This is a genomic window from Sphingomonas sp. M1A8_2b, from assembly GCF_053345535.1.
In genome coordinates this window covers 1,684,172-1,703,289 of record NZ_JBKFAH010000001.1, presented here as the reverse complement: position 1 = coordinate 1,703,289, position 19,118 = coordinate 1,684,172, and the positions used below count along the sequence as shown (strand labels likewise).

The following is a 19,118-nucleotide window of genomic DNA, read 5'->3' as shown; positions in this document are numbered from 1 at the left end:
ACCGAGAATCGGGTGGCAGCGCTGATATCGTTACCAGCGGACCATTATCGCCGATAACTGCAGCTCGCTAGGCTTTCGACCAGCTCGATGGCTGGTAAGACATATCCGATCCAAGGGCCGCTTTCCGCGACAGAGCGTCACGCCGGTAGATCGTCCTTCAATCACGCCCGGCCGCATTTATAAGACGAAAGTCGTATGATTCGCCGTTGCGCTAGCTGGTCCGCCGATTGCATAGGGTCCGAGACACAGGACCGGGACTTGACGACTCCGCCAAGCAGCATACGGTAACGCTAACAAATTCGGAGGGGATGACATCGTGGACATCGCATTCGCATCGGCGCGGGCGCTGCCTGCCGATTGGGAACAGGCGGCCTTGCTCGGTCGGATCGACCTGGGCGACGGACCGACCCCGGTCATCGTCCGCGGGGGACGCGTGTACGACATGTCGTACGTGGCGCCGACCGTCGCCGGGCTGATCGAGCGCGGCAGTTTCGATACCAGCGCCGGCACCGATCTCGGCCATCTCGACGATCTGTCGCTGTCGGTCGACGCGGACGCGACACCGCGACTGCTGAGCCCGATCGACCTGCACTGCGTCAAGGCGTCCGGCGTGACGTTCGCGGTCTCCGCACTCGAACGCGTCATCGAAGAGCGTGCCCGCGGTGATGCCTCGGCGGCGGCGGCGGTTCGCACCCGTCTCGAGGAACGCGTCGGCGGCAGCATCCGCTCGGTCGTGCCCGGATCGCCCGAAGCGGCGGCGCTGAAAGCGGCGCTGATCGAGGACGGCATGTGGTCGCAGTATCTTGAGGTCGCGATCGGCCCGGATGCGGAGATCTTCACCAAGAGCCCGACGCTGTCGACGATCGGCTGGGGCGGCGAGGTCGGTATCCGCTCCGACTCGACCTGGAACAACCCCGAGCCCGAGGTCGTGCTGGTCGTCGACCGTAATGGGAAGACGATCGGTGCGACGCTCGGCAACGACGTCAATCTGCGCGATTTCGAAGGCCGCAGCGCACTGCTGCTCGGCAAGGCGAAGGACAATAACGCGTCCTGCTCGCTCGGGCCGTTCATCCGCCTGTTCGACGAGACGTTCGGGATGGACGACGTCCGCGCGTCCGAGATCGTGCTGACGATCGACGGCACCGACGGCTACCGGCTCGAGGGCAGCAGTTCGATGGACCAGATCAGCCGCGATCCCGAGGACCTCGTCCGCCAGGCGATGAGCGAGCACCAGTATCCCGACGGCTTCGTGCTGTTCCTCGGTACGCTGTTCGCGCCGACGCAGGATCGCGACGAGCCCGGCCGCGGCTTTACGCACGCGGTCGGCGACGTCGTCACGATCTCGAACCCGAAGCTCGGTGCGCTGGTCAATCCGGTAACGACGTCGAAGGACGCCGCGCCGTGGAATTACGGGATCGGTGATCTCATGCGCAATCTGGCGGGCCGTGGCCTGCTGGCGCAAACCAAGAACCAGGGAGCGTAACCCCGTGCTGCAGAAGACCCAAGCCGCCGACCAGACGGCGATCTATCCAAGCCTCAAAGGCAAACGCGTCCTGATCACCGGCGGCGCGTCGGGAATCGGCGCCGGGCTGGTCGAGGCGTTCGCGCGGCAGGGCGCGCACGTTGCGTTCGTCGACATGGCCGAGGATGCCGCGCACGATTTGATCGCCACGCTGACGCCTGCCGTCGCGACGGCGCCGATCTTCCTGCCGCTCGACCTGCGCGATATCGATGCGTTGAAGACCACGGTCGCGACGATCGAGAGCCGGCTCGGCGGGATCGACATCCTGATCAACAACGCCGCCAACGACGATCGCCATACGATCGAGGAAATCACGCCCGACTATTGGGACGAGCGGATGGCGACCAATCTTCGCCACCTGTTCTTCGCAGCGCAGGCGGTGGTGCCGTCGATGAAGCGTGCGGGCGGCGGCGTGATCCTGAATTTCGGGTCGATCTCGTGGCATCTCGCGCTGCCCGAACTGATGCTCTATCAGACCGCCAAGGCCGGTATCGAGGGCATGACGCGAGCGATGGCGCGCGATCTGGGCGGCGACGGTATCCGCGTCAACACGATCGTCCCCGGCAATGTCGAGACGCCGCGCCAGCTGAAATGGTACACGCCAGAGGGCGAGGCCGAGATCATCGCCGCGCAGTGCCTGAAGACCCGCGTCCAGCCCGCCGACGTCGCCGCACTGGTGCTGTTCCTCGCCTCCGACGATGCGCGGATGTGTACCGGTCACGATTATTTCGTCGATGCGGGGTGGCGCTGAGATGCCCGCCGAGACCCATGCGACCAGCATCTGCGACGTCGGTGCGACGCTCGGCGAAGGCCCGATCTGGGTCGCTCGCGACAGCGCGCTCTGGTTCGTCGATATCAAGGCGCCCTGCGTGTACCGGTTCGATCCCGACTCGGCATCGCTGGACTCGTGGGAAGCACCCGATCAGGTCGGCTGGGTGATCCCGGAAACCGGTGGCGGTTTTCTCGCCGGTGTCCGCGGCGGGCTGCACCGGTTTGACCCGGCGACTGGTTCGTTCAACCTGCTCGCGCCCGTTCACGTCGAGATGCCCGGCAACCGCCTCAACGACGCGGCACGCGCGCCCGATGGCCGGGTCTGGTTCGGGACGATGGACAATGCCGAGACTGCCAAGTCCGGGCACGTCCACCACTGGCAGGACGGCACACTGACGCAGACCGACGTGCCGCCCGTCGCGATCACCAACGGTCCGGCGATCTCGCCCGATGGCCGCACGCTCTACACGGTCGATACGCTCGGCAAGCAGATCGACGCGTGGACGGTCGGTGCCGATGGCACGCTCGACGATCGCCGTCCGTTCATCGTCGTGGGCCCCGACGATGGCCATCCCGACGGTGCGATCTGCGATTCCGAAGGCGGCGTCTGGGTCGGCTTCTTCGGTGGCTGGGCCGCGCGCCGCTTTGCGCCGGACGGCACCTGCACCGATGTGGTGCGCTTCCCGGTCGCCAACATCACCAAGATCGCGCTCGGTGGCGCGGACGGCCGGACCGCCTATGCGACGACCGCGGCGAAGGGCCTCGACGCCGCAGCGCTTGCGGAACAGCCGCTCGCCGGCAATCTGTTCACTTTCCGCGTCGACGTCCCCGGCGTTCCGGTCGAGCCGGTCACGCTGTAAGACGCGGTATGGCCATCCCGGCGAACGGGATGGCCATATTGCCCTCAGTGGTTATGCCGCGGCGTTTTGGCGGAAATCCCACGATACTTTACCGCGAAGTCCAGCACGCCGCCCTCGGCGAGCTGTCCGGTCTTCTCGCGGTACAGTTCCTCCCACGGCGTATTGCTTTCGGGCACCGGTGGCAGCCCCTCGCCCTTGCGTCGCGCGATCTCGTCCGGCTCGACCAGCGCGTCGCAGGTGCCCGCGACCAGATCGATCCGCACGACGTCGCCCGTCCGGATCCACGACAATCCGCCGCCGACCGCGCTCTCGGGCGAGACGTTCAGGATCGACGGACTGTCCGACGTCCCCGACTGCCGCCCGTCGCCGAGCGTCGGCAGCGCGAGCACGCCGCGCTGGATCAGCGCGTCGGGCGGCTGCATGTTGACGACTTCCGCCGAGCCCGGCCAGCCGATCGGCCCCGCGCCGCGGATCACCAGGATACAGCCCTCGTCGATGTCGAGCGCAGGGTCGTTGATCCGGTGGTGATAATCGTCCGAACCCTCGAACACGATCGCCCGCGCCTCGAACCGATCTTCCGCGCCCGGCGTCGAGAGATAGCGCGCGCGGAACGCCGGCGAGATCACCGACGTCTTCATGATCCCGAAATCGAACAGATTGCCCTTGAGCACCAGGAAGCCGGCGCGCTCCATCATCGGCGCGTCGAACGGCTTGATCATCTCGCGATCACGCGTCTCGCGGCCCGCGATGTTCTCACCGATCGATCGCCCCGTGACGGTCAGGCACGACGTGTCGAGCTTCCCGCCCGCGATCAGTTCGTGCAGCACCGCGGGCACGCCGCCCGCCCGGTGAAACCGCTCGCCGAGATACTTGCCCGCCGGCTGCATGTTCACCAGCAACGGCAGGTCGTAGCCATGATCCGACCAGTCCTCCGGGTATAGCGTCACCCCGGCATGCTGCGCCATCGCCATGATATGCGGCTGCGCATTGCTCGACCCGCCGATCGCGCTGACCACGCGGATCGCATTCAGGAAGCTCTCGCGCGTGAGGATCTTCGACGGGCGCAGATCCTCATACGCCATCTCGACGATCCGCCGCCCGGTCTCGTACGCCATCTGCCCGCGCTCGCGGTACGGCGCGGGGATTGCCGCGCAGCCGGTCAGCGACAATCCGAGCGCCTCAGCGACTGCGTTCATCGTCGAGGCCGTGCCCATCGTGTTGCAATGCCCGGCCGAGGGCGCACTGTCGGTGGCGCGGTTGAGGAATTCCTCCTCGTCGATCTCGCCCGCGGCCAGCTTGCGCCGGCTGCGCCAGATCACCGTCCCCGACCCGACCAGTTCGCCGTCGTGCCAGCCGTCGAGCATCGGCCCGCCCGACAGCACGATCGCCGGAATATCGACGGTCGACGCCGCCATGATGCCGCTCGGCGTGGTCTTGTCGCACCCGGTGGTCAGCACGACCGCGTCGATCGGATAGCCGTAGAGCGTCTCGACCAGCCCCAGATACGCCAGGTTGCGATCGAGCGCCGCGGTCGGCCGCCGGCAATTCTCGAAAATCGGGTGAACCGGAAACTCCATCGCGATCCCGCCTGCATCGCGGATGCCGTCACGCGTCCGCTTGGCGAGGTCTAGATGGATGCGATTGCAGGGGCTGAGATCGCTGCCCGACTGCGCGATGCCGATGATCGGTCTCCCTGACCGCAGTTCCGCAGGGGTCAGCCCGTAATTCATGAACCGTTCGAGGTAGAGCGCCGTCATATCGGAGCGGGCAGGATCCGCGAACCAGTCACGCGATCGGAACGGCCTTACCGGTACACGGTCCACTGCAAACTCTCCTGAACGCTATTCTTCGATGGGAGCGCTACCGCAGCGGCCTCCCTGAGGTCAACCATGGACTCACCCGTGCAAAATGCCGCCCCGGTGCGGCATCCGATTGATCCCATACCAGATATTTGTCGGGCATGACACGATCCGCCCCGCTCCTCCCCGATGACCACGCGCTCCGGATGCTCGCTGCGGGCTTGCTCCGAGCGAAATGCGAAACGCAGTTCGCTGGGAGCCGCTACGAGGACTGGCCGTTATGCAGGAGTAACTGGCATACGTCGGATCCTCGGTTTGTCCTGCGTGTCGCGGCGCAGCCGTGTCCGCCGCGAGCAGTCCTTACCTTGCGTGTTATCGGTCACACCCTTATTTCGCCTGCGACACCAAGCGATCCGATACCGAAATGTCGCGACGAGGCCCAGGCCCGCCGCGACCGACCTGGAGAATTGATATGGACGGCACCTTCCCGATCGGCGCGCGCGCCGTAAGCAGCGACGTCACCTTCCTCGCGATCGATCCCTCGACCGACGCGAAGATCGAGCCCGCCTTCGCGGTATCCAGCGAGGCAGACGTTGCCGACGCGTGCAAGCTCGCCGAAGCCGCATTCGACACCTTCCGCGAGATCGATCCGGAGGCCCGCGCGGTCTTCCTCGAGACGATCGCCGACGAGATCGAGGCGATCCACGAGCCGCTCGTCGCGCGCGCGATCCAGGAAAGCGGCCTGCCCCGCCCGCGCCTCGAGGGTGAGCGCGGTCGTACCACCGGCCAGCTCCGACTGTTCGCCAAGCATCTGCGCGCCGGCACCTGGGCGTCGGTCGTGATCGATCAGGCACAGCCGGACCGCAAGCCGATGCCGCGCTCAGACCTGCGCCAGCGCCGGATCGCGGTCGGCCCGGTCGCGGTGTTCGGTGCGTCGAACTTCCCGCTCGCCTTCTCGGTCGCGGGCGGCGACACCGCCTCCGCACTCGCCGCCGGTTGCCCGGTCGTCGTCAAGGGTCACCCCGCGCATCCTGGTACGTCGGTGATGGTCGGCAAGGCGATCCAGGCTGCGGTCGCCAAATGCGGTCTACCCGAGGGCGTGTTCTCGCTGGTCCAGGGTCCGGCGAACGAGCTCGGCGCGGCACTCGTCACCGATCCGCGGATCAAGGCAGTCGGCTTCACCGGTTCGCGGGGCGGCGGCCTTGCACTGGTCGCGCTCGCCGCAGCACGTGCCGAGCCGATCCCGGTCTATGCCGAGATGAGCAGCATCAACCCGGTGATCCTGTTCCCGGCTGCGCTCGCGGCGCGGGGCGAAGCGCTCGGCAAGGCCTATGTCGGGTCGCTGACGATGGGTTCGGGCCAGTTCTGCACCAACCCCGGCATCGTCGTCGCGGTCGACGGTCCTGACCTCGACACCTTCGTCGACGCCGCCGCCGCCGCGCTCGGCGAGGCCGCGCCTCAGGTCATGCTGACTCCCGGCATCCACGCCAGCTACGAGCAGGGCGTCGCGGCGCTCGCCGGTCATGACGCGGTCGAGACGCTCGCCCGCGGGACCGAAGCCGAGGGCTCGAATCGCGGTCGTGCGGCTCTGTTCTCCACCACCGGCAAGGCGTTCGTCGCCGACCCGGCGCTGTCCCACGAAGTGTTCGGCGCTGCGTCGATCATCGTCCGCTGCACCGACCTCGCCGAGGTCCACAGCGTGCTCGAAAAGATCGAGGGTCAGCTGACGGTCACGCTGCAGATCGACGAGGGCGACTATGCGGACGCGGCGGCGCTGTTGCCGGTGCTGGAGCGCAAGGCCGGTCGCATTCTCGCCAATGGCTGGCCGACCGGCGTCGAGGTCGCCCCGGCGATGGTGCATGGCGGGCCGTTCCCGGCGACGTCCGATCCACGCACGACCTCGGTCGGCACCGCGGCGATCGAGCGCTTCCTGCGCCCGGTCTGCTATCAGGACCTGCCCGACGCGTTGCTGCCGAAGGCGGTCAAGCACGGCAACCCGCTCGGTCTGCCGCGTACCGAGGGTTGAGTCAGTAAGCGACAAGGGGGCGGGAGCCGGTCAGTGCAAATCGCCGGACGCCCCTCGCCCCCTTGCTCTCCCGCGAAGGCGGGAGCCCAGTCTGGATCCCCGCCTTCGCGGGGAAACAAAAGTGAGACTCGGCTACCTTCACCAAGGACCACCCCGGCGAAGGCTGGGGCCCAATTGGAGAGGTGGCAATAATAGCGCGCAACGCTCTGTTAACGACGTCACCCAATTGGGCCCCGGCCTCCGCCGGGGTGGTACCTGGGGGACACACGCCCTTTCCAGACCGCCCCTAACCACGTGTATTCATTGACACGCGTGCGCCGCAAACCCACTAGTCCGGCATGACAACCCCCGTCTCGTCGCCAGTCCCGTCGCCAGTCTCGTCGCGTACCATTTCCCTGCCATCCGACCTCGGCAGCTACATCGACGACCTCACTGCCGCAGGGCATGGCGATGCCACTGCGATCGTCCGCACCGCGCTCGAACAGATGCGCGAGCGCGGCGCACCCGCCAGACCCGCCGAAACCCTGATCGGTGGCGGCGAATGCGGCATGCTGGTCCGCCAGCGCGACTGGAGCGCGACCTCCCTCGGCCCGATCGACTCGTGGCCCGCCGAGCTCCGCGTCACGCTCGCTAACATCCTCAACTCGCCGGTCGCCAAGGTCGTGATGTGGGGCCCCGAGCACATCATGCTCTACAACGACAGCTATCGCGCCGTCGCCGGCGACCGCCACCCCGCCGCGCTTGGCAGCCCGGTCGCGACCGCCTTCCCCGAAGTCTGGGACTGGAACCGCGCCGTCCTCGACGCCGGCTTCCGCGGCGAGACCGTCGCCTATCGTGACCAGCCGATCCTGTTCCAGCGCCCTGAGGGTCCCGAGACGCTGACGCTCGACCTGTTCTATACCCCCGTCTACCGCCCGCATGCCGGCGTCGGTGGGGTGCTCTGCACGATGGTCGACAATACCGGCCGGGTCGAAGCCGAACACCGCCTCGCCGCCAGCGAAGCCGAACTGCGCCGCGTCACCGATGCGGTGCCGATGCTGATCTCCTATGTCGACCGCGATCACGTCTACCGCCTCGCCAACGCGCAGTATGAAGAGTGGCTCGGTGCCGACCCCGCAGCGATGATCGGCAAACCGGTCCGCGAGGTGCTCGGCGATGCGGCGTATGCGGATCGCCGCCCGTCGTTCGACCGCGCCTTCGCCGGCGAGAGCTTCACGACCGAGGCGATCTTCCCGCATAAGGACGGTCGCCACCGCCGGTCAGAGTTCCGCTACGTGCCGCACATCGCCGCGGATGGCTCGATCCCCGGCATCTACATCCTCGGCATCGACGTCGAAGAACGCGCCGAACGCGAGGCGGCGGTCGGGATCAGCAACGGCCGCTTCCGCACCGCGATGGACGCGGTCCACGGCGTGCTCTGGACCAACAGCCCGGACGGCCGGATGATCGGCGAACAGCCCGGCTGGGCGACGCTCACCGGCCAGTCGATCGACGAATACCAGAATTTCGGCTGGGCCGACGCGATCCATCCCGACGACGTCGCCTCGACGATCAAGGCCTGGACCGCCGCCGTCCTGAGCAAGTCGATGTTCGTGTTCGAACACCGCGTCCGCCGCCATTGCGGCACGTGGCGCACGTTCGCGGTCCGCAGCCTGCCGATCCTCGATGAGGCGGGCGAGGTCCTCGAATGGGTCGGCGTCCACACCGACATAACCCACCAGCGCGCCGCCGAAGCGGCCCTTCGTGAGCAGGCAGAGGCACTCGCTCGTCAGGTCCGTCACCGCGAGCGCGCCGAGGATCAGCTCCGCCAGCTCAACGAAACGCTCGAAGCGCGCGTCATCCGCGAGATCGACGAGCGCCGCCAAGCCGAGGCCAAGCTCGCCCAGTCGCAGAAGATGGAGACGGTCGGCAAGCTCACCGGCGGCGTCGCGCATGACTTCAACAATCTGTTGCAAGTCGTCTCGGGCAATCTCCAGTTGCTCGGCAAGAACCTGGCCGGCAACGCGCGCGCCGAACGCTGGGTCGAGAACGCGATGGCCGGCGTATCGCGCGGCTCCAAACTCGCTTCGCAGCTGCTAGCCTTCGGCCGTCGCCAGGCGCTCGAACCGAAGGTCGTCAACGTCACGCGGTTCGTGCGCGGGATGGACGACATGCTGCGGCGGGCGATCGGCGAGGGCATCGAAATCGAGACGATCGTCGGCGGTGGCCTGTGGAACACCTTCATCGACCCCGCACAGATCGAGAATGCCCTGCTCAACCTCGCGATCAACGCGCGCGACGCGATGGACGGCCAGGGCAAGCTGACGATCGAGCTCGGCAACGCGCATCTCGACGACGCCTATGCGCTCGGTCACGACGAGGTCCAGGCGGGCCAGTACGTCATGCTCGCGGTGTCCGACACCGGCAGCGGCATGTCGCCGGAGATCATCGAGAAGGTGTTCGAACCGTTCTTCTCGACCAAGAGCGAAGGCAAGGGCTCGGGCCTCGGCCTGTCGATGGTCTACGGCTTCGTCAAACAGTCCGGCGGCCATGTGAAGATCTATTCCGAGGTCGGCGAAGGCACCACGATCAAGCTCTATCTGCCCCGCGCGATGGAAAGCGAGGACGTCGAGGTGATCATGGACGCCGGTCCGATCGCCGGTGGCACCGAAACCGTGCTGGTCGTCGAGGACGATGACGAGGTGCGTGCGACCGTGGTCGAGCTGCTGACCGATCTCGGCTATAGCGTCCTCAAGGCGGTTGATGCCGCCAGCGCGCTCAACGTGGTCGAGAGTGGCGTGCCGATCGACCTGCTGTTCACCGACGTGGTGATGCCCGGGACGCTGAAAAGCCCTGAGCTTGCGCGGAAAGCCAAGGAGCGCCTGCCCGATCTCGCGGTGCTGTTCACATCCGGATATACCGAGAATTCGATCGTCCACGGCGGCAAGCTGGACGCCGGGATCGACCTGTTGTCGAAACCCTACACGCGCGAGGCGCTGGCACGGAAATTCCGCCAGGTGCTCGCCAACCGCCAGCGCCCCGTCGTCGCCGAGAAGGTTGCGCGGGACGCCAGGATCGATACCGATCGCCGTCTAGACGCCCCTGCCCGCCGCACCGTGCTGCTGGTCGAGGACGACGCGCTGATCCGCGCCAACACCGCCGAGATGCTGCAGGGCAGCGGCTTCGTCGTGGTCGACGCGGCGAGCGCGGAGGATGCGATGACCGCGCTCCAGACCGTGCCGATCGACGCGCTGGTGACCGACGTGAACCTGCCGGGCGTGTCCGGACCCGACTTCGCCCGGACCGCGCGGACGCTCAGGCCGGGCGTCGGCATCGTCTTCGCGACCGGGGATACCGCATCGGTCGCCGACGAAACCGATGCGATCATGCTGGAGAAGCCATACGGCCTCGACGCGCTGGCGGCGGCAGTGCTCGCGTCGCTTGGTGAAACGGCGCTGGCAGAGCCGCTTACGGCGACGGTCGCCGACCGGGTGCCCGAAGCAGACTGACGCCCCGAGAGGGAACAGCGACGTGACTGTTCCCCCGCGAAAGCGGGGGAACAGGGTTACTTAGCGAACCACGTGTGATCCCTGGACTCCCTCGGGCGCGGGAGTCCAGCATGGAGCGTGTAACATTCTTCACAACGCGACATCCCTGGCCCCGACGCAACCGACACCAACACCCGCCGCCGCGCGGTATTCCCAGTAAAAACCCTGTCAACAACCCTACACGACGATCAACGCAGCAGCGAAGGATCGCCCGTGACCTACCAGACTCACATCGCCCAGTTGACCAACCTCATCGCCGACCGGAACGGTACCTGGGACGCGATCTCGCCCGAATCGGTCGCGCGGATGCGGCTCCAGAACCGCTTCGCGACCGGGCTCGACATCGCCCGCTACACTGCGGCGATCATGCGCAAGGACATAGCCGCCTACGACGCGGACCCGGCCAACTACACCCAGTCGCTCGGCTGCTGGCACGGGTTCATCGCGCAGCAGAAGATGATCAGCATCAAGAAGCATTTCGGCACCACCGACCGCCGGTATCTGTACCTCTCGGGCTGGATGGTCGCGGCGATGCGCAGCGAATTCGGCCCGCTGCCTGACCAGTCGATGCACGAGAAGACCAGCGTCCCCGCGTTGATCGAGGAACTCTACACCTTCCTCCGCCAGGCCGACGCCCGCGAACTCGGCATGATGTTCCGCGACGTCGACGCGGCCCGTGCCGCCGGCAATGCGATCGAGGAACAGCGCCTGCTCAACGCGATCGAAAACCACCAGACGCACGTCGTCCCGATCATCGCCGACATCGACGCCGGCTTCGGCAATGCCGAGGCAACGTACCTGCTCGCGCGGAAAATGATCGAGGCGGGGGCTTGCGCGCTCCAGATCGAGAACCAGGTGAGCGACGAGAAGCAGTGCGGCCACCAGGACGGCAAGGTCACCGTGCCGCACGAGGACTTCCTCGCGAAGGTCCGCGCCTGCCGCTACGCCTTCCTCGAACTCGGCGTCGAGGACGGCATCATCGTCACGCGCACCGACTCGCTCGGCGCTGGTCTCACCAAGCAGATCGCAGTCAGCAAGGAGCCGGGCGATCTCGGCGACCAGTATAACTCGTACCTCGACTGCGAGGAGATCGATCCCACGACCGCACGGAACGGCGACGTCATCCTCAACCGCGACGGCAAGCTGCTCCGTCCGAAGCGCCTGCCCTCGAACCTGTTCCAGTTCCGCGCCGGCTCGGGCGAAGATCGCTGCGTGATGGACTGCATCGCGTCGCTCCAGAACGGTGCCGACCTGCTCTGGATCGAGACCGAGAAGCCGCACATCGAACAGATCGCCGGCATGGTCGATCGGATCCGCGAAGTCGTGCCTAACGCGAAGCTCGTCTACAACAACTCGCCGAGCTTCAACTGGACGCTGAACTTCCGCCAGCAGGTGTTCGATGCTTGGGTCTCCGAGGGCATGGACGTATCCGCCTATGATCGCGCGCGCCTGATGAGCGTCGACTATGACGGCACCGCGCTCGCTGACGAAGCCGACGAACGCATCCGCACTTTCCAGGCGGATTCGGCCAAGCGCGCCGGCATCTTCCACCACCTGATCACGCTGCCGACCTACCACACGGCCGCGCTCTCGACCGACAATCTCGCCAAGGAGTATTTCGGCGATGCGGGGATGCTTGGCTATGTGAAGGGGGTGCAGCGCAAGGAAATCCGCGAGGGTATCGCCTGCGTGAAGCACCAGAACATGTCCGGCTCGGACCTCGGCGACGACCACAAGGAGTATTTCGCGGGCGAGGCGGCGCTGAAGGCGGGCGGCGCGCACAACACGATGAACCAGTTCGCGGCGTGATGCCCAAGCCGGAGCGAAAGCTCCGGCGCGGACCCGGCATCACGCCCGGCCGGCGGGGCCCGCAGCCCCGTTCGACGTAGCCTGTCCTGAGCGCCTGCCTTCGCAGGTAGTCGAAGGGCGGCTTAGCCGCGGCACGCGTCAAGGGAAGTCCAGCCCTCACCATACCACCCCGGCGAAGGCCGGGGCCCAATTGGGAAGGTCAGAGTAACTGGAGGCAACGCTCTCCCCGCATCGTCCCCCAATTGGGCCCCGGCCTTCGCCGGGGTGGTCAGCGTGTTTGACGTCGGATCGTTACGCAACTCTGGCACCCCGCCCCGTCCGCCGCTACGCACGCCCGCATGGACACCGATATCGCCATCGCCCGCAGCGTCGCGCTGCGCCCCATCGCCACCATCGCGGACGGCCTTGGCATCCCCGACGCGGCGATCGAGCCCTATGGCCGCTACAAGGCCAAGATCGCGCTCGACTGGCTCGAAACGCGCAAATCGAGCGCGAAAGGCCGCCTGATCCTCGTCACCGCGATCAACCCGACTCCCGCGGGCGAAGGCAAGACGACCACCTCGATCGGTCTCGCCGATGCGCTGCGCCACACCGGGCGCAAAGCGGTTCTGGCGTTACGCGAACCCTCGCTCGGCCCCTGCTTCGGCACCAAGGGCGGCGCGACCGGCGGCGGACGCGCGCAGGTCGCGCCGATGGAGGACATCAACCTCCACTTCACCGGTGATTTTCACGCAATTACCGCCGCGCACAACCTGCTCGCGGCGATGATCGACAACCACATCCACTGGGGCAACGCGCTCCAGATCGACGTCCGCCGCGTGGTCTGGCGCCGCGTCCTCGACATGAACGACCGTGCACTACGCGACATCGTCCAGTCGATCGGCGGCGTCGCCAACGGCTATCCGCGCGAATCGGGGTTCGACATCACCGTTGCCTCCGAAGTCATGGCGATCCTGTGCCTCGCCAACGACCTCGCCGACATGGAGCGGCGACTGGGCGATATCGTCGTTGCCTACACCCGCGACCGCAAGCCGATCACCGCGCGCGATCTCAAGGCCGACGGCGCGATGGCGGTGCTGCTGGCCGAAGCGATCAAGCCAAATCTCGTCCAGTCGCTCGAAGGCACGCCCGCCTTCCTTCACGGCGGCCCTTTCGCCAACATCGCGCATGGCTGCAACTCGGTCATCGCGACGCGGGCGGCGCTGTCGCTCGGCGATTACGTCGTTACAGAAGCCGGCTTTGGCGCCGACCTGGGCGCAGAGAAGTTCTTCGACATCAAGTGCCGCCAGGCGGGTCTCGCCCCCGACGCGGTCGTGATCGTCGCCACCGCGCGCGCGCTGAAGATGAACGGCGGCGTGGCGAAGGCCGATCTCGCGCACGAGAACGTCGAGGCGGTCCGCAAGGGCGCGGTCAACCTCGTCCGCCATATCGAGAACATCCGCCAGTTCGGCGTCCCCGCGATCGTCGCGATCAACCATTTCTACACCGACAGCGATGCCGAGATCGCCGCGATCCAGGAGGCCGCGGCCCAGCACGGCTCGCGCGCGATCCTCTGCCGGCATTGGGCCGAAGGCGGCGCCGGCGCAGTCGAGCTGGCCGACGCGGTCGCCGAAATCTGCGAGACGCATGGCGGCGGATTTGCGCCGATCTATGGCGACGAACTGTCGCTGTTCGACAAGATCGACACGGTCGCGCGGCGCATCTATCGCGCCGAACACGCGGTCGCCGAGCCGAGCGTATTGGCGCAGCTCAGGCGCTGGGAGGACGCGGGCTATGGGCATCTGCCCGTGTGCCTTGCCAAGACCCAGTACAGCTTCTCGACCGATCCCGCCTTGTTAGGCGCGCCAACCGGCCACATCGTTCCGGTCCGCGAAGTCCGCCTCGCCGCTGGTGCGGGGTTCGTCGTGGCGATCTGCGGCGAGATCATGACCATGCCGGGCCTGCCGCGCGTGCCGGCGGCGGAGGCGATCCATTTGAACGAGGACGGGCTGATCGAGGGGCTGTTCTAAGAGCAGGGTGGAAGATCCCCCACACTCCCGTCATCCTGACGAAAGTCAGGACCCAGGATACCAGATGCCGACCATCGTGGCTTGGGGTCCTGACGTCGTCAGGATGACGAGCGGGGGCGTGTCAGTCTCGCGTGAGGGCAAGCCCGTCCGCACGCGCCGCCACCGATAGCCCGATATAATCGGCCGCCGTAGGATGCGACGTCTTCACCCCGTGCGAATGCGTGGCGGTGATAACCAGCACATCCGCCCCCGCCGCTTCACCCGCCGCGATCCCAGCGGCGGCGTCCTCGAACACGAGGCAATCGCCCGCCGCAAAGCCGAGCCGTTTGGCCGCGACTAGGAAACAATCGGGTGCCGGCTTGCCGTTGGGGATGTCATCGGCCGCGATCATGGTCGAAGGGATCGGCAGGCCAGCCGCCTTTAACCGGACTTCGGCCAACGCTCGCGGTGCCGAAGTGACGATCGTCCAGCGTTCGGGCGGCAGGCTTGCCAGGAACGCCGCGGCGCCGGCGATGGGCTCAATATCGTCCACGTCCTTCATCTCGGCCGCGGTGATCGCTGCGGCTTCGGCAACCGGATCCACACCGGGGAGGTTCAGGCGTCGGACAGTCTCGACCGATTGCACGCCGTGGATCGTCGGGACGAACGTCGCGGCGTCGAGGCCGTGCGCGATCGCCCATTTGGTCCAGGTGCGCTCGGCCGACGCGATCGAGGTCAGGATCGTGCCGTCCATGTCGAACAGGAAGGCGGCATAGCTGCGGGTGGGGAGAGTCATGCGGGTGCTCGTGAGGGAGGTTGGCGGGTTGGGCAAGGTGGTTTGGTTCGGTTCTCTGCACCACCCCGGCGAAGGCCGGGGCCCAATTGGCATGTCCGAGGTAACGGCGCCCCGCCCTTTATCAGAATCGTCCCCCAATTGGGCCCCGGCCTTCGCCGGGGTGGTGGCAGTTCTGATAGTGGCGGCAGTAAAAACCTACCGGACAAAGAAAAGGCCGCTCCGGTTTCCCGAAGCGGCCTGTATTCCCACACCAAGCTAAAGCTTAGATGTCGTCGCCGAGTGCGCCCTTGACGCTGCCCTTGACGTTCTGCGCAGTGCCCTTGGCCTGCTGCGCCTCGCCCTCGGCTACCAGCTTCTCGTTATCGGTCGCCTTGCCGACGGCTTCCTTGACGTTGCCTGCAACCTTGTTGCCTGCTGCTGCGACCTTATCGGTGAACTCACCCATCAGAGCCTCCATCATCTTTGCAGACCCGACTGCCGGGCCGCTTGAACTTGTGGAGATATAACGGCTGTCTTTACCGTGGGTTCCGTGACGTTCTCGTCATGACCCCTGTTTCAGATCAGACTGTTTCAGATCAGACCTGCCAGCGGGCTCGACGGATCGGCATAGCGGCGCTGGCCCATGCGCCCGGCGCGATAGGCCAGACGCCCTGATTCGATAGCCAGCTTCATTGCCGCGGCCATCATCAGCGGGTCCTTCGCCTCGGCAATCGCGGTGTTCATCAGCACGCCGTCGCAACCGAGCTCCATCGCCACCGCCGCATCCGACGCGGTGCCGACGCCGGCATCGACCAGCACGGGCACCCCTGCCCCCTCGACGATCAACCGGATCGTCACGCGGTTCTGGATGCCCAGCCCCGAACCGATCGGCGCGCCCAGCGGCATGATCGCGACAGCGCCGGCGTTCTCGAGGCGCTTGGTGGCGATCGGATCGTCGACGCAATAGACCATCGGCTTGAAGCCCTCGTTCGCCAGGATCTCGGTCGCGCGCAGTGTCTCGACCATGTCGGGATAAAGCGTCTTCGCCTCGCCGAGCACTTCGAGCTTCACCAGCTCCCAGCCGCCCGCCTCGCGCGCCAGTCGCAGCGTGCGAATCGCCGATTCGGCGTCGAAGCAGCCGGCGGTGTTGGGGAGGTAGGTGATCTTCTTCGGATCGATGAAGTCGGTCAGCATCGGCGCGTTGCGATCCGACACGTTGACGCGGCGCACGGCGACAGTGACGATCTCCGCGCCTGATGCCTCGACCGCGGCGGCGTTCTGCGCGAAATCCTTGTATTTGCCGGTGCCGACGATCAGCCGCGACTTGAAGGTCTGGCCCGCGACCGTCCAGCTGTCCTCATGCCCGCTATCATCATGGTCCCCGCCTCCGACGAAATGCACGATCTCGAGATCGTCGCCGTCCTCGACCATCACGTCCGCCAAGGTCGAGCGCGGCACCACCTCCATGTTGCGCTCGACCGCAATCTTCTCGGGTACGAGGCCGAGTTCGGTCGCGAGTCCCGCGAGGCTCAACCCGGCAGCGACACGCTTGTGCTCGCCGTTGACGGTGATCGAGACGGTGCCGTCTGAATGGGGCATGGGTACAGTATCCATTATATAGCGACGGCGCGGCTCGACTTGTCGCGAGACGGGCCTGTAAGGAATGGCGTGAGCCGCATATAGAGACCGCTCCGTAGCACCCGCAACCGACCCGTAACCGAAAGGCCGCCCTTGCCCGATACGATATTCGTCCTGAACGGCCCCAACCTCAATCTGCTGGGAACGCGCGAGCCGGAAATCTATGGCGACGAGACGCTCGACGATATCGCCGGGATGCTGGAAGACCGCGCGCGCGAGCTCGACCTGGAGATCGACATGCGCCAGTCGAATCACGAGGGCCACCTCGTCGACTGGATCCAGGAGGCGCAGGCACGCGGGGCGAAGGCGGTGATCCTCAACGCCGGCGCGTTCACGCATACCTCGGTCGCGGTCCACGACGCGATCAAGGGCGTGAAGACGCCGGTCATCGAAGTGCATCTTTCCAATCCCCACACCCGTGAATCGTTCAGGCATGTGAGCCTGGTCGGTCAGGCGGCGAAGGGTACGATCGCGGGTTTCGGCGCGCTTTCGTATCTGCTCGCGCTTGAAGCCGTCGCACGGTTCTGACAGGAGGCCCCGCCATGAACGATACACCAGAAACCACCCCCTTTGGCAGCACGGGCGCAATGCAGGTCGACGTGACCCTGGTGCGCCAGCTCGCCGAACTGCTCGACACCACGCAGCTGACCGAGATCGAAGTCGAGGACGGCTCGCGCCGGATTCGCGTCGCGCGGAAAGCCGCCCAGGCGGCACCCGTAGCGCACTATGCGCAGGCGCCCGCCCCGGCCCCCGTGTCGCCACCGCTGTCGATCCCGCAGGCTGAGGTCGGCGCGTCCGCCCCCGCGATCAGCGCGAGTGCGGTCAAGTCGCCGATGGTCGGCACCGTCTATCTCGCCGCCAACCCCGAGGCTAAGCCGTTCTCGACGGTCGGCCAAAAGGTCAATGCGGGCGATACGCTGCTGATCATCGAGGCGATGAAGGTGATGAACACGATCGTCGCGCCCTCGGCCGGCACCGTGACCGCGATCCTGGTCGAGAACGGCCAGCCGGTCGAGTTCGACCAGCCGCTGGTCGTGGTGGAATAATGCGGCAAATCAACAAGCTGCTCATTGCGAATCGCGGCGAGATCGCGCTGCGGATCCACCGTGCCTGCCACGAGATGGGCATCAAGACGGTCGCGGTGCACTCTACCGCCGACGCCGACGCGATGCACGTTCGGCTCGCGGACGAGGCGATCTGCATCGGACCGCCATCGGCGACCGACAGCTATCTGAACATCCCGAACATCATCTCGGCGGCAGAGATCAGCGGCGCCGACGCGATCCATCCGGGCTACGGCTTCCTCAGCGAGAACGCGCAGTTCGCCGAGATCGTCGAGCTGCACAACATCCTGTTCGTCGGGCCCAAGCCCGAGCACATCCGCACGATGGGCGACAAGGTCCAGGCGAAGCGCACCGCGGGCGCGCTCGGGTTGCCGCTCGTCCCCGGTTCGGACGGCGCAATCAGCGACATTGCCGAGGCAAAGGCGATCGCCGAGTCGATCGGCTATCCGGTGATCATCAAGGCGGCATCGGGCGGCGGCGGGCGCGGGATGAAGGTCGTCAACGATGCCGAAGATCTCGAAACGCAGATGCAGCAGGCCGGCAGCGAGGCGAAGGCCGCGTTCGGCGACGCGACCGTCTACATGGAAAAATACCTCGGCAATCCGCGGCATATCGAATTCCAGATCTTCGGCGACGGTGAGGGTAACGCGATTCACTTGGGCGAGCGCGACTGCTCGTTGCAGCGTCGCCACCAGAAGGTGCTCGAGGAAGCGCCCTCGCCGATCATCACCGCGGAAGAGCGCGAGCGGATGGGCGGGATCGTCGCCAAGGCGATGGCTGACATGGGCTATCGCGGCGCGGGGACGATCGAGTTCCTGTGGGAAGCGGGCGAGTTCTACTTCATCGAGATGAATACCCGGCTCCAGGTCGAGCATCCGGTGACCGAGATGATAACCGGCCTGGATCTGGTGCGCGAGCAGATCCGCGTGGCGGAAGGCCATCCGCTGACGCTCCGCCAGCAGGACGTCCAGTTCCGCGGCCATGCGATCGAGTGCCGCATCAACGCCGAGGACCCGCGCACGTTCGCGCCGTCGCCGGGGCTGGTGAAGGTGTATCATGCGCCAGGTGGGATGCACGTCCGCGTCGATAGCGGGCTGTACGCGGGGTATCGCGTGCCGCCCTACTACGACTCGATGATCGCCAAGCTGATCGTCTACGGAACGACGCGGCAGGGTGCGCTGCGCCGGTTGCGGCGGGCGCTCGAGGAAATGGTGATCGAAGGCGTCACGACGACGATCCCGCTGCATCAGTCCCTGCTCGACGACCCCGAGTTCCAGGAAGGCGCGTACACGATCAAGTGGCTGGAAGAGTGGTTGGCCAAGCAGGGGGCGTAGGGACG

14 protein-coding genes are annotated in these 19,118 nt (G+C 66.4%); 10 read left to right on the top strand and 4 right to left on the bottom strand.

Features of this window, described 5'->3' with window-relative positions; all coding sequences use genetic code 11:
- The first annotated feature begins 313 nt into the window (after positions 1–313).
- Genes ACLBWL_RS07955 through ACLBWL_RS07945 form a run of 3 tightly spaced genes read left to right on the top strand, consistent with a single transcriptional unit; the run spans position 314 to position 3,153 of the window.
- Positions 314–1,483: a fumarylacetoacetate hydrolase family protein gene (locus ACLBWL_RS07955; protein ID WP_447792069.1), complete on the top strand. Its 1,170-nt coding sequence runs from the start codon at positions 314–316 to the stop codon at positions 1,481–1,483.
- Positions 1,484–1,487: 4 nt separating this feature from the next.
- Positions 1,488–2,273, top strand: a complete 786-nt coding sequence (locus ACLBWL_RS07950) for an SDR family NAD(P)-dependent oxidoreductase (protein ID WP_447791738.1) — start codon at positions 1,488–1,490, stop codon at positions 2,271–2,273.
- A 1-nt stretch (position 2,274) separates the two neighbouring features.
- Entirely contained in the window at positions 2,275–3,153 is an 879-nt protein-coding gene (locus ACLBWL_RS07945) for an SMP-30/gluconolactonase/LRE family protein (protein WP_447791736.1), read from the top strand.
- A gap of 44 nt (positions 3,154–3,197) precedes the next feature.
- Here the strand turns inward: ACLBWL_RS07945 and ACLBWL_RS07940 are convergent, their stop codons facing one another.
- Positions 3,198–4,976, bottom strand: a complete 1,779-nt coding sequence (locus ACLBWL_RS07940; RefSeq protein ID WP_447791735.1) for an IlvD/Edd family dehydratase — start codon at positions 4,974–4,976, stop codon at positions 3,198–3,200.
- A 448-nt stretch (positions 4,977–5,424) separates the two neighbouring features.
- Here ACLBWL_RS07940 and ACLBWL_RS07935 point away from each other — a divergent pair, with 448 nt between their 5' ends.
- The 4 genes from ACLBWL_RS07935 to ACLBWL_RS07920 all read left to right on the top strand — a co-directional run bounded on the left by ACLBWL_RS07935 (position 5,425) and on the right by ACLBWL_RS07920 (position 14,323).
- Positions 5,425–6,978 carry an aldehyde dehydrogenase (NADP(+)) gene (locus tag ACLBWL_RS07935; protein ID WP_447791733.1) on the top strand — a complete coding sequence of 518 codons (1,554 nt, stop codon included), beginning with the start codon at positions 5,425–5,427 and terminating at the stop codon, positions 6,976–6,978.
- A 338-nt stretch (positions 6,979–7,316) separates the two neighbouring features.
- Positions 7,317–10,466 (top strand): response regulator, encoded by a 3,150-nt coding sequence (locus tag ACLBWL_RS07930; protein ID WP_447791731.1) that lies wholly within the window; start codon positions 7,317–7,319, stop codon positions 10,464–10,466.
- 252 nt (positions 10,467–10,718) lie between these two features.
- Complete coding sequence (locus tag ACLBWL_RS07925) at positions 10,719–12,314, top strand: isocitrate lyase (protein ID WP_447791729.1); 1,596 nt, start codon at positions 10,719–10,721, stop codon at positions 12,312–12,314.
- Between the two features lie 338 nt (positions 12,315–12,652).
- On the top strand, positions 12,653–14,323 hold the full coding sequence (locus tag ACLBWL_RS07920) for a formate--tetrahydrofolate ligase (protein ID WP_447791727.1): 1,671 nt from the start codon (positions 12,653–12,655) through the stop codon (positions 14,321–14,323).
- A 121-nt stretch (positions 14,324–14,444) separates the two neighbouring features.
- Here ACLBWL_RS07920 and ACLBWL_RS07915 read toward each other — a convergent pair whose 3' ends face one another.
- From ACLBWL_RS07915 to thiS, 3 genes are all read right to left on the bottom strand, one after another.
- Complete coding sequence (locus ACLBWL_RS07915; protein ID WP_447791725.1) at positions 14,445–15,098, bottom strand: HAD-IA family hydrolase; 654 nt, start codon at positions 15,096–15,098, stop codon at positions 14,445–14,447.
- Between the two features lie 262 nt (positions 15,099–15,360).
- Positions 15,361–15,543, bottom strand: a complete 183-nt coding sequence (locus tag ACLBWL_RS07910) for a CsbD family protein (protein WP_056050734.1) — start codon at positions 15,541–15,543, stop codon at positions 15,361–15,363.
- Between the two features lie 125 nt (positions 15,544–15,668).
- The gene (gene thiS, locus ACLBWL_RS07905; protein WP_447791722.1) at positions 15,669–16,676 is read right to left on the bottom strand and encodes a sulfur carrier protein ThiS; all 1,008 of its coding nucleotides are present in this window, start codon (positions 16,674–16,676) and stop codon (positions 15,669–15,671) included.
- 132 nt (positions 16,677–16,808) lie between these two features.
- On the opposite strand from thiS, the gene aroQ reads away from it, so the two are divergent.
- Genes aroQ through accC form a run of 3 tightly spaced genes read left to right on the top strand, consistent with a single transcriptional unit; the run spans position 16,809 to position 19,113 of the window.
- A complete protein-coding gene (aroQ, locus tag ACLBWL_RS07900) occupies positions 16,809–17,243 on the top strand; it encodes a type II 3-dehydroquinate dehydratase (protein WP_093399197.1) in 435 nt (144 codons plus the stop codon).
- 14 nt (positions 17,244–17,257) lie between these two features.
- Positions 17,258–17,761 (top strand): acetyl-CoA carboxylase biotin carboxyl carrier protein, encoded by a 504-nt coding sequence (gene accB, locus ACLBWL_RS07895; protein ID WP_447791720.1) that lies wholly within the window; start codon positions 17,258–17,260, stop codon positions 17,759–17,761.
- Positions 17,761–19,113: an acetyl-CoA carboxylase biotin carboxylase subunit gene (gene accC / locus ACLBWL_RS07890; protein ID WP_447791719.1), complete on the top strand. Its 1,353-nt coding sequence runs from the start codon at positions 17,761–17,763 to the stop codon at positions 19,111–19,113. Before accB ends, accC begins: the two co-directional genes overlap by 1 nt.
- Positions 19,114–19,118: the final 5 nt, after the last annotated feature.